Consider the following 14,139-nt stretch of genomic DNA (forward strand, 5'->3'; position numbering starts at 1 on the left):
GGGCTGAAAGAAGGGTCGACGCGGCCTCGCCCACCGTCGGGCAGGTTTTCGGGCTGAAAGAAGGGTCGACGCGGCCTCGCCCACCGTCGGGCAGGTTTTCAGGGGCGATATCTGGCGGGTTTTCAGGGGTTCCGCCAAGGCGAGGCGGCGTTTCTCGATGTATCATAATAAATATGATGTCTGCTGTATTAAATTATACATGAAGACAAGATAAGGCGCGATAACTATTCCTTATCGAGCCTTATTTGATGTGTGTTGCCAAAGCCGTTAATCCGATTGCCCGAACCATGCAAAACGCCGATTTCCCCGCTTCCTCCCGTTCCCGGGCCATTACCCGCGAAGACGTCTGGCAGGCCGCCGATGCCTTGCTACTGGCGGGGCAGCGCCCGACCATCGAACGCATCCGGCTGCATCTGGGCCGCGGTTCGCCCAATACGGTCAGCCCGCACCTGGATGCGTGGTTCGCGGGACTCGGCGCACGGCTGCAGGACCCGCAGGCATTCGCGGCGCCGGCCAGCCTGCCGGACCCGGTGAACCAGGCCGCGCGCTATCTGTGGGAAGCGGCGCAGGCCGAAGCGCGGGCCGCCGCCGCCGCCGGCTTCGCGGAACGCGAAGCCGCGCTGCGGGCCGCACAGGAAGCGTTGGGGGAGAAACAGGAGGAATTGGCGCAGGAACGCGCGGTGCTCGAAGCCCGGCTCGACGCCGCGGACAGCGCGCTCGCCGAACTGGCCCGCGCCCGCGACGAAGCCACTGAGCGGGCGGCACGCGCCGAAGCGCAACTAGTGGCGCAGCAAGCGGACAACGACACGCTGCGCGGCCGCCTGCTGCAAGCCCAGCAGCAGAAAGACGCCTTGCTGGCCGAAGCCGCCGGCCAGCGCGCCGCCTGGGACAAGGAGCGCGAGACCATGGCCGAACGCGCCAGCGCCAACGAGCGCCGCATGGCGCTGGAACTGGACGCTGCGCGCGTGGCGCTCAAGGAAGGGCAGCGGCAGCAGGAGAACGAGCGCCGCGCGGCGCAGCAGAAACTGGCCGAAGCGGCGGAAGCAGCCGCGCGTCAGGCCGGGGAGGCTACGCGGCTGGGCAATGCGATGGCAGTGCTGGAGGAGCGCCTGCGGCAGCAGGAGGGGATGCTGGCCGAATACCGGCAGCGGCTGGAAAGTCGCGCCGCAGGGGAGACGGAGACGTTGCGGTCGGCGCGGCCCGGGCCGGCGAGAGGCCGTCAGTTGCGGGCGGCGAGGCCGCCGCGGTTCAAGGTCTGACAATCGGACACCTACCGTACCCCGGCAAGCAAACGAAGGCAAAGCACGATGGCTCAATGCCAAGCGGAGCCATTCGGTCGGCAGTGCTCGCCGCAGCGTCACTAGCTCTGTAGCCTCACCTGTAGAACGTCGTTGCAACACTTAGCTCTTGTGGATTAAGGAGTCTGCTCAGATCTTGTTCGATGCGTACCTTCGATTGGATGTGATTGGCTGCGCCGTCTGGTCGGGGACTACGGGCAGCATTTTGACGTGGCCGATGCGTTCCGCCAGCCCGGTGTAGCACTGCGAAGCCGATCTGATCTCGTGACGTCGCCCCACTTGCACGACGAGGTCGAGTGTCGCGGCTGTCCGCTAACGTGCGGCAGTCGGACGGGCCATCTGCAAACAGATCCCAATCCCGGTCAACGCGTCGCCAGGGCATTGGCTCCAACCGCCACTCCTGTGGGTGATGTTTGCAGACGTCAAGTTCGCCATCAGCAGGCGCTCATCCATATCCACAGAAACATAGCGCTCATCATATTTTGCCTGATCGAGGCCGTGTCATCTAGTAATCGGTGAAATATCGCTACCAATGTTAGGAAATTTCCGCTTGAGTAGCCACGTACGTGCCTCTACGGTTGATATTTAAGTACATCCCGTTTTGAAAATGCACGTCGACAATTATTAAGTTTTTATCTCCATATTAAAAATAAATATACAAAAAGCAGTAGAAAAATTACGGGTTGAGAAATTCGTAATTCAAAAAACCAGATCGATGGGTGGGTTAAAAATATTGTAACGCCAGAATTTACGGAATTAAATTTGCTGGAATGATGGGGCTTTATGGCGATTTAATTAATAACTTAATCGGAGGTAAGGATGATAAATAAGTGGCGCATTCTTGAAAAAAAAGAGTTGGTTAGAGATCAGTGGTTGCATCTATCGCAACATCGATGTCAGCGTCATGATGGATCGATAATTGACCCGTACTATGTAATAAGTGGCGCAGACTGGGTAAATATTATGCCACTCACAAAGAAAGGGCGAGTATTGCTCATTCGTGAATATCGACACGGGTATGGGGATGTCTTGATCGGACTTCCAGGTGGACTAATTGACAAGGGCGAAACCCCGGATGCCGCGGCAGTCCGGGAGTTACGAGAGGAGACTGGCCTCTTTCCCTTGGCGCCACCACTTTCAACCGGAAAAATGATCGTTAATCCGTCCACTCACACTAATGTGGGATATAGCTTCGTTGCAATTGTCGATGACGCCATGGCAACATCCGCCTCAATTTTTGAGCCGGACATAGAACTGTTTGAAATGGACCTTATTGATTTATTCCGAGCGGTATTGGACGGGTCTTTGATGTTGTCCGGTTACGATGTAGCCTCGATTCTGAGGGGCATTTTTTTTGTTCAAAAAAATGAAGAATCAAATGTGTATTTTTCAGGTATATCAATGGGTAATGCACTAAATATTTTTTAATTTAAATATTCTTAATTTTTTGCGCACGAACTTCTGGAGGGGAAGAGATTGAGGGTGCGCTCCGAGCGCCTCGCCACCATTCACGAAGCCTTCCTGAAAATCGCCTGTTGTATCATTTGTTGGCGTCACCTCAGGAAGTCATTTTGTTAGGCCTTCTTATCGCAAGCGCCAAAAACGATCGATAAATCGGGTCTCCCTTTCCGATTTTCGCTAGGCGATGAGTTTGTGGCCGACAGCAGTCGTGGTTTGGTTTCTGTCGGATCCTGTCATGGAAACAGTTTCCGTGGTGTCGTCGCGCCTGTCATTGTGACGCCGACCTCTCTTTGCGCAACAAGTGCTTCTGAATCTTGCCGCTCGTCGTCTTGGGCAGCGCCTCCACCAGGTAGTAGCGGCGCGGACGCTTGTAGGCGGCCAGGCGGTCGCCGTGCACCAGGAAGTCGTCAAGCACGCCGGCGCTGAGTTCGGCGCCCGGCTTGGCCACCACGTGGGCCGTGACAATGTGGCCCCAGGTCTCGTCGGGCTCGCCGATCACGGCGACTTCCAGCACGGCGGGGTGCTCGATCAGCGCATCCTCGACTTCGCGCGGATACACGTTCTCGGCGCCCGAGTTGATCATGTAGTCGATCCGGTCGCGCACCCACAGGTAGCCGTCTTCGTCCAGGCTGCCCAGGTCGCCGGTGTGGTACCAGCCGTGGGCGAGGGCGCGCGCGTTGGCGTCGGGGCGGTTCAGGTAGCCGGCCATCATGCAGGGGCCGCGCACCAGGATCTCGCCGACTTCGCCGGGTGCGCACGGCTGGGACGGATCGGTGGGCGCGCCGTCGTCGCGCAGGGCCGCCACCACCAGGTCGTGGTTGAGCGACGGCAGGCCGGCCGAGCCGGCGTGGCTGAGCTGTTCATGCGGGTAGAGCACCGACATGCACGGCCCCATCTCGGTGGTGCCGTAGACCTGCACCAGCCCGGCGCCCACAGTGCGGTCCCATTCGCGGATCAGGTGGGGCGCCATCGATGCGCCGCCGTACTCGACCAGCCGCAGCGAGGACACATCGCGGGTGCCGATGTCGGGGTGGTGCAGCATCATGGTGATCATGGTCGGCGCGGCGAAGAAGTGCGTGACCTTTTCCCGCTCCACCAGCTCCCACGCTTCGCCGGCGTCGAAGCGCCGCAGCAGCACCTGCGTGGCGCCCAGGTGCAGGCGCGGCAGGAAGCTGGTGTGCAGCTCGGCCGTGTGGTTGAGCGGCGCGACCGACAAGCCTACGTCCTCGCGTGAGAGCGTCATCACCTGGTGCATCATCGCGTTGTGCGCCAGCTTGCTGCGGTGGGTGTGCAGCACGCCCTTGGGGCGGCCCGTGGTGCCGCTGGTGTACATCAGGATGCAGGGATCGTTCTCGTCCACCGCGATGCCCGGCGCATGGGCCGGCTGCGCGGCGGCCAGCGAGTCCAGCCGGTGCGTGGCGAAGGCCGGCGCGGCATCGGGGTCCGCATAGATCCAGTGCGCGGTGCCCGGCGTCAGTTCGGCCGCCTTCTGCGCCACGGCCGCGCCTTCGGCCTCGAACAGCAGGGCACGCGCCTTGCCATCTTCCAGGATGAAGGCCAGTTCCTGCGCCGCCAGCCGGTAGTTGACGGGATTGAAGATCGCGCCCACCCGGGCCGCCGCCAGCATGGTGAAGACGAAGGCCGGCGTGTTGTAGAGGAAGGCCGCCACCACGTCGCCGTGGCCGATGCCGATGGACAGCAGCGCGTGGGCGTGGCGGTTGACCTCGGCGTCCAGTTCCGCATAGGTCCAGGCGCGGCGGCTGTCGCCCGTGCCGGCGATCAGCGCGGTCTTGCGCGGCAGGTAGCGCGCGGGCCAGGAAAGGGTGTCGCCCAGCGTAAGGACGTGACTCAAGGCAATGCTCCGACGGCGAAGATGGGAGAGGCCGCGGCGGCTCGGCGCCGGCCGGCGAAAACCTTCGAATATAAGTGCGGGGCTGTATTTTGGGAAATAATGAATTAGCTTGTGCATATATGCGGCGGGCGGGGTAAAGCGCCACCGCCGCCGCGACCACTTAGCGCAAGACTGCCGGCGCGCCGGGGGCACAGAATCGAAGCGATTGCCGCCTCCGCGCAGCCTGCGCAGCCCACACGCGACCGACCCCAACCAGACCAGACCTGCCCATGAAAGACACCTGCGAGGACCTGCTCGCCGAATACCGCGAGCTGCATGCCCTGGCCGCCACCCTGACCCCGGCGCAGTGGCGCCAGCCCGGCGCCTTCTACGGCTGGAGCGCCTGGGACGAGATCGCCCACCTGTGCTATTTCGACCAGACCGCGCTGCAGTCCGCCACCGACCCAGCAGCCTTCCTGCGCGGCGCCGAAGTGCTCAATGCCCTGATGGCCGCCGGTGGCCATATCAGCGCGGTGGCGCGCGAGCAGTACGGTCACCTGGACGGCCCGGCGCTGCTGGCGTATTGGCAACCGGTCTACGAACAGCTGGTCGGCACGCTGGCCGCCCTCGACCCCAAGGCGCGCCTGCCCTGGTACGGCCCGCCGATGAGCGCGCGCAGCTTCGCCACGGCGCGGCTGATGGAAACCTGGGCCCACGGACAGGATGTGTGGGATACCGTGGGCCGCATACGCCAGCCCAGCGGGCGGTTGCGCCATATCGCGCATATCGGCGCCACCACCTACGGCTGGACCTTCGTCAACCGTGGCGAGCCGGTGCCGGGGCCGGCGCCTTACGTCGCGCTGACCTCGCCGGACGGCGCCACCTGGACCTGGAACGAGCCGCAGCCGGACAACTTCGTGCGCGGCAGCGCCGAGGATTTCTGCCTGCTGGTCACGCAGCGGCGCCACCTGGACGACACCACGCTGGCCTACAGCCCCGGCCCGGCGCAGATGTGGCTGGCCCAGGCCCAGTGCTTCGCCGGCCCGCCGGCCAACGGCCCGGCCGCCGGCACGCGCGTGGTGCGCGCGGCGCAGGCCGGGTGAACGGCCCCGCCGTAGCGCTGGCCACGCCGGCCGGGGCGCCGCTGGCCATCGGGCAGGGCGCCGGCATCGACGCGGCCCTGCGCGCGCTCAGCGTCGATCCCGGCGAGACCTGCCTGTCCGAGCATGCCTTCGCCAATCTCTACCTGTTCCGGCAGGCGCACGACTACCGCTTCGTGGCGGGCGACTACCCGCATATCAGCGGCGTGACCTATGACGGCGTGCGTCATGTCCTGCCGCTGTTTGCGCTCGAAGGCACACCGCACGCCGTGCTGCGCGCGCTGCTGCGCGGGCACGATTGCTTCTATCCGCTATCCACGGCGCAGGTGGCACGGCTCGATCCGGCCGTGTTCCGCTGGACGGACGAGCGCGCCGACGCCGACTATCTCTACCCGGCAGCGAATTTCACCGCCTACCGCGGCACCACGCTGGCCAAGAAGCGCAACCTGATGAAGCAGTTGCTGGCCGCGCACGCGGTCACCGCGCGCCCGTATCACGCGGGGCTGGCCGAGCAGGCCATGTCCGTCCACCGGCGCTGGATGCAGGCCAGGCACAAGGCCGAAGGCGAGGCCGACGACACGCCATGCCTGGAAGCCCTGCGCCATGCCGGCGTGCTCGGGCTGGAAGGTTTCCTCTACGAAGTGGATGGCCTGCCGGTCGGCTTCGTGCTGGCGCAGGAAATCCGTCCGGCCGTGTTCGCCATGCGCTTCGCCAAGGGGCTCGGTGCTTACAAGGGCATCTACCAGTACATGTTCCACCACTTCTGCGCGGCCTTCGCGCGGCCGGTGGCGTGGCTGAACTTCGAGCAGGACATGGGGCTGGACAACTTCCGCCAGACCAAGCTGTCCTACGCGCCCGGCGCCTTGCTGCCCAAGTGCCGGGTCACATTGCGGGCGGACTGAGCACGCGCCCGCGGCGCGCTCAGCACAGCCAGTTCTCGCAAGACCCCGGCCAGCGCCGCCCCTACCATGGTTTCAAGCCGGCGCGCACCAGCCCCGGACAGTCAATTTCACAAGTCCATGGCCCATATCGAATCCAGAATTTCAGGCGGCAGCGAAGCATTCCAGGCCAACCGCAGCGGCATGCTGGCGCTGCTGGAACGCATCCGTGCCTTCGAGCGCCGTGCCGCCGACACCTCCGCCGCTTCGCGCGAGCGCTTCGAGAAGCGCGGCCAGCTGCTGCCGCGCGAGCGGCTGGCGCTGCTGCTCGACCCGGGCGCGCCGTTCATCGAACTATGCTCGCTGGCCGGTCTCGGCCTGGATAATCCGGACCTCGACAAGAGCGTGCCGGGCGGCGGGCTGATCGCCGGCATCGGCTTTGTCTCGGGCATCCGCTGCGTGATCAGCGCTTCGGACTCGGGCATCAACGCCGGCGCCTTGCAGCCCAAGGGGCTGGACAAGCAACTGCGCGTGCAGGAAATCGCGCTGGAAAACAAGCTGCCCTACGTGCAACTGGTGGAAAGCGCCGGTGCCAACCTGATGACCTACAAGGTCGAAGACTTCATCCGCGGCGGCAACCTGTTCCGCAACCTGGCGCGCCTGTCCGCGGCCGGGCTGCCGGTGGTCACTGTGACGCACGGCTCGTCCACGGCGGGCGGCGCCTACCAGACCGGCCTGTCGGACTACATCATCATGGTGCGCGGCCGCTCGCGCGCCTTCCTGGCCGGCCCGCCGTTGCTGATGGCGGCCACCGGCGAGGTGGCCACCGAGGAAGAACTGGGCGGCGCGGTCATGCACACCACCGTGTCCGGCCTGGGCGACTACCTGGCCGAGGACGACCGCGACGCGCTGCGCATCGCCCGCGAGATCCTCGGCAAGATCGACTGGCAGCACGGACAGAGCGCCGCGCGCGCCTTCAAGCCGCCGCGCTACGACGCCGAGGAACTGCTGGGCCTGATGCCGATGGACCACAAGCGGCCCGTGGACATGAAAGAGGTCATCGCGCGCATTGCCGATGACTCCGACTTCCTCGAGTTCGGCGAGAACTATGGTGGCGCCACCGTGTGCGGCCACGTGCGGATCGAGGGCTGGCCGCTCGGCATCATCACCAACAACGGCCCCATCGACCCGGCCGGCGCCACCAAGGCGACCCACTTCATCCAGGCCTGCTGCCAGTCGCGCACGCCCATCCTCTACCTGAACAACACCACCGGCTTCATTGTGGGCCGCAGCTACGAGGAAGACGGCATCATCAAGCACGGCTCCAAGATGATCCAGGCGGTCAGCAACGCCACCGTGCCGCAGATCACCATCTACTGCGGTGCGTCCTTCGGCGCCGGCAACTACGGCATGTGCGGGCGCGGCTTCCACCCGCGCTTCTGTTTCTCCTGGCCCAACGCCAAGACCGCCGTGATGGGCGGCGAGCAAGCCGCGCGCACCATGGCCATCGTCACCGAGGCCGCCATGAAGCGCAAAGGCGGGGAGATAGACACAGCACAGCTCGAAGCGCTGCAAAAAGGCATCGTCGAACGCTTCGACCGCCAGATGAGCGTGTTCGTCACCAGCGCCCACGTGCTGGACGACGGCGTGATCGACCCACGCAATACGCGCGCCGTGCTGGCCAACGTGCTGGCCATCTGCCGCGAGGGCGACGCCCGCACGCCGCAGCCGATGCAGTTTGCCGTGGCGCGCCCCTGAGCCGCGCGCCAGCAGATCAATCCGGAACAACCGACACCAGCGAGACCAGCGATATGCAACTGACTCCCGAACACGAGGCGCTGCGCGCCACCATCAAGCGCTTTATCGCCGAGCAGGTCAACCCGCACGTGGACGCCTGGGAAGAGGCCGAGACTTTCCCTGCGCATGAAGTCTTCCGCAAGATGGGCGCGCTGGGCCTGCTCGGCTTGTCCAAGCCGGAAGCCGACGGCGGTGCCGGCCTGGACTATTCCTACAGCGCCGTGCTGGCCGAGACCCTGGCCGACATCAACTGCGGCGGCGTGCCGATGGCCATCGGCGTGCAGACCGACATGGCCACCCCCGCGCTGGCCCACCACGGCAACGAGGAACTGCGGCGCGAATTCCTCGCGCCCGCCATCAGCGGCGAGTACGTGGCCTGCCTGGGCGTGTCCGAGGTCGGCAGCGGCTCCGACGTGGCCTCCATCAAGACCACCGCCCGCCGCGACGGCGGCGACTACATCATCAACGGCGGCAAGATGTGGACCACCAACGGCACCCAGGCAGACTTCTGCTGCGTGCTGGCCAACACCTCGGAAGGCGCGCCCCACCGCAACAAGACCCTCATCGTGGTGCCCATGAAGACGCGCGGCGTGTCGGTGGCCAAGAAGATCCGCAAGATCGGCATGGACTCCTCCGACACCGCGCAGCTCTACTTCGACGACGTGCGCGTGCCGCAGCGCTGGCGCATCGGCGAGGAAGGCATGGGCTTCACCTACCAGATGGAGCAGTTCCAGGTGGAGCGCCTTTGGGGCGCGCTGAACACCTGCGGCGTGTGCCAGAAGGCCATCAACCTCACCATCGAATACACCCGCGAGCGCAAGGCCTTCGGCCGCTCGATCCTCGACAACCAGTGGGTGCACTACACGCTGGCCGAGCTGCAGACCGAGGTGGAAGCATTGCACGCGCTGTGCTGGCGCGCCGTGGCAATGATGGTGCGCGGCGAGGATGCCACGCGCCTGGCCACCATGGCCAAGCTCAAGGCCGGCCGTCTGGTGCGCGAGGTATCCGACCGCAGCCTGCAGTTCTGGGGCGGCATGGGCTATGTGCTGGAAAGCCCGGTCTCGCGGATTTTCCGGGACGGGCGGCTGACCTCCATCGGCGGCGGCGCGGACGAAGTCATGCTGCAGATCCTGTGCAAGTTCATGGGCACCTTCCCGCAAGGGAAGTGATCGCTGGCAGGGCAGACCGAACAGAACAACCTCCACACCGGGGCAACATGAAGCAGTCCACGCCATTCCACAAGATCCTGATCGCCAACCGCGGCGAGATCGCCTTGCGCGTGATGCGCAGCGCGGCCGCGCTCGGCTACCGCACGGTGGCGGTCTACTCCAGCGCCGACGCCGGCGCCCGCCACGTGGCCGAGGCCGACCAGGCCGTGCACATCGGCGAGGCCGCGCCGGCGCAATCCTACCTGCGCATCGAAGCCATCATCGACGCCGCGCGACGCACCGGCGCCGACGCCGTGCACCCCGGCTACGGCTTCCTGGCCGAGAACGCCGCCTTCGCGCGCGCCTGCCGCGAGGCCGGGCTGGTCTTTATCGGCCCGTCGGCCGAATCCATCGTGGCCATGGGAAACAAGGCCGGCGCCAAGCGGCTGATGATGGCGGCGGACGTGCCATGCATTCCCGGCTACCAGGGCGAAGACCAGGACGAGGCGCGGCTGTGCGCCGAAGCCGGGCGCATCGGCTTCCCCGTCATGATCAAGGCCACCGCCGGCGGCGGCGGGCGGGGCATGCGGCTGGTGCCGGATGCCAGGTCCTTCCCCGAGCTGCTGCGCAGCGCCCGCTCGGAAGCGCAAGGCGCCTTCGGCGACCCCGAGGTCATCCTCGAGCGCGCCGTGATCGAACCGCGCCATATCGAGATCCAGGTCCTGGCCGACCGCTACGGCAACGCCATCCACCTGGGCGAGCGCGATTGCTCCGTGCAGCGCCGCCACCAGAAACTGATCGAAGAGGCCCCGTCGCCCGCCGTGAGCCCGGAGCTGCGCGCGCGCATGGGCGCCACCGCCGTGGCCGCCGTCAAGGCCATCGGCTACGAAGGCGCCGGCACGCTGGAATTCCTGCTCGACCGCGATGGCAACTACTACTTCATGGAGATGAACACGCGGCTGCAGGTGGAGCATCCGGTCACGGAAGCCATCACCGGGCTGGACCTGGTGGCGCTGCAACTGCGCATCGCCGCCGGCGAGCCGCTGCCGCTGGCGCAGCAAGACGTGCGTTTCACCGGCCACGCCATCGAGGTACGGCTGTGTGCCGAAGACGCGCAGCAGGGCTTCATGCCCCAGAGCGGCACCGTGGCGCTGTGGCAGCCCCCGCCCGCGCTGCGCGTGGAGCATGCGCTGTGCGGCGGCGCGGCCATTCCACCGTACTACGACTCCATGATCGCCAAGCTGGTCAGCCACGGCGCGGACCGCGAAGAAGCCCGCCGCCGGCTGGCGCGCGGGCTGGAAGACCTGGTGGCGCTGGGCGTCACCACCAACCAGGCCTTCCTGGGCCGCTGCCTGGCGCATCCGGCGTTTGCCGCCGCCCAGGCCACCACCGCCTTTATCGGCCAGCACCAGGATGCGCTGCTGCGCCCCGATGCCGCGCAGAACGAGCGGGCAGCCGCGCTGGCGGCGCTGCTGCTGTACGAGACCGCGCCCGGCCGCGCAAGCGGTGTGCCGTCGGCCAGCCTGGCCCCGGCGCTGCCCATCGGCCTGCGCTACCGCGTGGCAGGCACGGAGTACCAGGCCAGCCTGGCGTTCCGGGGCGGCAACCGCTTCGAAGTCGCCTTGGGCCAAGCCCGCTTTGCCTTCGAAACCATCGCCCTCGGCGAGCACACCGTGCGTTTCAGTTGCGACGGCCTGGTAGAAAGCGCGGTCTGCCACCGCGACGGCAACACCTTGCTGCTGCAGTACCAGGGCCAGCCGCTGCGGGTGGAAGACCACACCCGCGCCGCGGCCGAACGTGCCGGCGATGCCGCCGGCGACGGCAAGCTGCGTGCTTCCATGAACGGCCGCGTGGTCAATGTCATGGTGGCCACCGGCGACCGCGTCGAAGCCGGCCAGCCCATGGTCACGCTGGAAGCCATGAAGATGGAGCACATCCACGTCGCCCCGGCCGCCGGCCGCGTCGGCGCCGTGCACGTGCAGATAGGCGACCAGGCCGCCGCYATGCGCGTGATTGCCGAAATCGAGTTCGAGGCCCAGGTCCAGGCCCGGGCCGCCTGAACGCCGCCATCACCAGGAACCCTTACATGAGCGAAGCAGACAACCCGGCCGTCGTCCACGAGAAACGCGGCGCCGCCTTCTGGATCACCATCAACCGCCCCGACAAGCGCAACGCCCTCAACAAGGACGTGATCGCCGGCATCCGCGCCGGCTACCGCGCCGCGCATGCCGACCCGTCGGTGCGCGCCATCGTGCTGACCGGCGCCGGCGACAAGGCCTTCTGCGCCGGCGCCGACCTGCAGCCCGGCAAGGGCTTTGCATTCGACCTGTCGCAACCCAACCTGGACTACGCCGACATGTTGCGCGAAGCCCAGCAAGCCACGCTGCCCAGCATCGCCCGCATCAATGGCACCTGCATGGCCGGCGGCATCGGCCTGCTGTGCATGACCGACATGGCGGTGGCGGCCGACAACGCGCTGTTCGGCCTGCCCGAAGTCAAGGTCGGCGTGTTTCCCATGCAGGTGCTCAGCCTGCTCCAGGCACTGGCGCCGCCGCGCCTGGTGCGCGAATGGTGTATCAGCGGCGAGCCGTTCACCGCCGCCGAGGCCAAGGCTGCCGGCCTGGTCAACCATCTCGCCGCGTCCGCCGAGCTGGACGCCCGCACCGACTGGCTGGTGGCGCGCGTGGCAGACAAGTCGCCCACCGCCATCCGGCGCGGCAAGTACGCCATGCAGGCCATGGCGTCGATGAGCTTTAGCGAAGGCATTGCCTACACCGAAAGCCAGATCGCGCTGCTGGCGATGACCGAAGACGCGCGCGAGGGGCTGGCTGCCTTCAACGAGAAGCGCAAGCCGGTCTGGACGGGCAAATGATGACACCGGCGCCAGCCGGCAACTTGTGAGACAGGGGAATCGCGTATGGGAAACGCCGTAGCGGGACAAGCCATGTCGGTAAAACCATCCTCGGCGGCCGGCGACAGCGCCGGCCTGCTGGCCCTGGGCATGGCCCAATGGCTGTGCCGCCGCGCCGCCCGCGGGCCGCAGCGGCCCGCGCTCACCGGCGCCGGCCAGACCTGGAGCTATGGCGAGCTGGTGATCAAGGCCGGGCAGATGGCCGCCGTACTGGCCGCCGGCGGCGTGCGCCCGGGCCAGCGCGTGGGCTACCTGGGGCTGAACGATCCGCTGTTCCTGGTCACGCAGTTCGCCTGCGGCTGGCTCGGCGCCATCTTCGTGCCGCTCAATTTCCGGCTCACCGGGCCGGAACTGGCCTTCATCCTCAACGATGCCGGTGTCCACACCCTGTTCGCCGACGAAGATTATGCCGGCCTGATCGACGAAATCCGCCCCAGGCTGGAATGCCAGCGCTACCTGCGGCGCGGCCCGGCACCCGGCTGGGAAGGGCTGGACGCCCTCATGGCGCGGGCCGCCGCGGCGCCCCCGCTGGCCGCCACCCACCCGGACGACGTGGCCGCCATCATGTACACATCCGGCACCACCGGCCACCCCAAGGGCGCCATGCTCACGCACGGCAACTTCTGGTCCAACAACCTCAACGTCATGATGATGAGCGACATCGCCAGCACCGATGTCGCGCTCAACTTCGCCCCGTTGTTCCATGTCGGCGGCATGTGCTGCGTGACCTTGCCGATCCTGATGGCCGGCGGCCACCTGGTCCTGCAACGCAGCTTCGACCCCGGCAGCGTGATGCAGGCCGTGGCCGAGCACCGCGTGACGCTCAGCTTCGCGGTGCCTGCCATGCTGCTGTTCGTCAGCCAGCACCCGGACTTCGAGCGGGCCGATCTCTCCAGCCTGCGCAGTATTTCGGTAGGCGGCGCCCCCATGCCCGAGCCCCTGCTGCGCCTGTTCTCCGCGCGCGGCATCCCCGTCAACCAGGGCTACGGCCTGACCGAGACCGCTGCCGCCACCACCTTTCTCGCGCCCGAGCGCGCGCGCGACAAGCTGGGCTCGTGCGGCACCCCGGCCATCCTCACCGAAGTCTGCATCCGCGACTTCGACGGCAGGTCCGTCACGCAGCCTCACCAGCGCGGCGAAGTCTGCGCGCGCGGCGGCAACATCATGAAAGGCTACTGGAACCGCCCCGACGCCACCGCCGGCGCCTTCTACGACGGCGGCTGGTTCCGCACCGGCGACATCGGCTACGCAGATGAGGAAGGCTTCTACTACATCTGCGACCGCCTCAAGGACATGGTCATCAGCGGCGGCGAGAATGTCTACCCGGCCGAAGTGGAAAGCGTGCTGTACGAACACCCGGCCATCGCCGAAGTCGCTGTGATCGGCGCGCCCGACCCGCGCTGGGGCGAGCATGTGGTGGCCGTGGTGGCGCTCAAGCCCGGGCTCAGCCTGACGCTCGAAGCGCTACAAGACTTTGCCGAACCCCGGCTGGCGCGGTACAAGCTGCCGCGTGAACTGCGCGTGGTGGGGGCGTTGCCGCGCAATCCAACCGGCAAGGTGCTCAAGATGCGGCTGCGGGAGCAGGGCGCCGGCCAGGACTCAGGGCAGACTGCCTAGCCAGAACAAGGCGCCGTTCGGCGCCGTGGAAGCATCCCGGCGGGGCGTTCGAGGTGGCGCTGGTGCTGGAGTGGCGCCGAGCCGGGGGTCGGTGCCCG

General features: G+C 66.5%; 10 protein-coding genes and 1 pseudogene. 10 read left to right on the forward strand and 1 reads right to left on the reverse strand.

All coding sequences use genetic code 11. The annotated features are described in order from the left end of the window. Positions 1-287 precede the first annotated feature (287 nt). The 3 genes and pseudogenes from AC1DO7_RS02960 to AC1DO7_RS02970 all read left to right on the forward strand — a co-directional run. Complete coding sequence (locus AC1DO7_RS02960; protein ID WP_441615319.1) at positions 288-1,259, forward strand: DNA-binding protein; 972 nt, start codon at positions 288-290, stop codon at positions 1,257-1,259. 858 nt (positions 1,260-2,117) lie between these two features. Then, the gene (locus AC1DO7_RS02965; protein ID WP_441615320.1) at positions 2,118-2,726 is read left to right on the forward strand and encodes an NUDIX hydrolase; all 609 of its coding nucleotides are present in this window, start codon (positions 2,118-2,120) and stop codon (positions 2,724-2,726) included. 42 nt (positions 2,727-2,768) lie between these two features. After that, positions 2,769-2,876, forward strand: a pseudogene (locus AC1DO7_RS02970) (IS5/IS1182 family transposase); the annotation flags it as partial. 151 nt (positions 2,877-3,027) lie between these two features. Here the strand turns inward: AC1DO7_RS02970 and AC1DO7_RS02975 are convergent. Next, positions 3,028-4,611: a fatty acid--CoA ligase gene (locus tag AC1DO7_RS02975; RefSeq protein ID WP_441615322.1), complete on the reverse strand. Its 1,584-nt coding sequence runs from the start codon at positions 4,609-4,611 to the stop codon at positions 3,028-3,030. 269 nt (positions 4,612-4,880) lie between these two features. On the opposite strand from AC1DO7_RS02975, the gene AC1DO7_RS02980 reads away from it, so the two are divergent. From AC1DO7_RS02980 to AC1DO7_RS03010, 7 genes are all read left to right on the forward strand, one after another. Then, a complete protein-coding gene (locus tag AC1DO7_RS02980; protein WP_441615323.1) occupies positions 4,881-5,693 on the forward strand; it encodes a TIGR03084 family metal-binding protein in 813 nt (270 codons plus the stop codon). Continuing rightward, on the forward strand, positions 5,690-6,592 hold the full coding sequence (locus AC1DO7_RS02985) for a phosphatidylglycerol lysyltransferase domain-containing protein (RefSeq protein ID WP_441615325.1): 903 nt from the start codon (positions 5,690-5,692) through the stop codon (positions 6,590-6,592). Before AC1DO7_RS02980 ends, AC1DO7_RS02985 begins: the two co-directional genes overlap by 4 nt. 117 nt (positions 6,593-6,709) lie before the next feature. Beyond that, entirely contained in the window at positions 6,710-8,326 is a 1,617-nt protein-coding gene (locus AC1DO7_RS02990) for an acyl-CoA carboxylase subunit beta (RefSeq protein ID WP_441615327.1), read from the forward strand. Positions 8,327-8,379: 53 nt separating this feature from the next. After that, complete coding sequence (locus tag AC1DO7_RS02995; protein ID WP_441615329.1) at positions 8,380-9,534, forward strand: acyl-CoA dehydrogenase family protein; 1,155 nt, start codon at positions 8,380-8,382, stop codon at positions 9,532-9,534. Between the two features lie 47 nt (positions 9,535-9,581). Further along, positions 9,582-11,573, forward strand: a complete 1,992-nt coding sequence (locus AC1DO7_RS03000) for an acetyl/propionyl/methylcrotonyl-CoA carboxylase subunit alpha (protein WP_477115772.1) — start codon at positions 9,582-9,584, stop codon at positions 11,571-11,573. A gap of 26 nt (positions 11,574-11,599) precedes the next feature. Then, entirely contained in the window at positions 11,600-12,385 is a 786-nt protein-coding gene (locus AC1DO7_RS03005; protein ID WP_441615332.1) for an enoyl-CoA hydratase/isomerase family protein, read from the forward strand. A gap of 45 nt (positions 12,386-12,430) precedes the next feature. Further along, positions 12,431-14,041, forward strand: coding sequence for an acyl-CoA synthetase (locus tag AC1DO7_RS03010; RefSeq protein ID WP_441615334.1), 1,611 nt, complete (start codon positions 12,431-12,433; stop codon positions 14,039-14,041). Positions 14,042-14,139 lie beyond the last annotated feature (98 nt).

The sequence above is a fragment of the Cupriavidus sp. 05N40 genome (genome assembly GCF_056397305.1).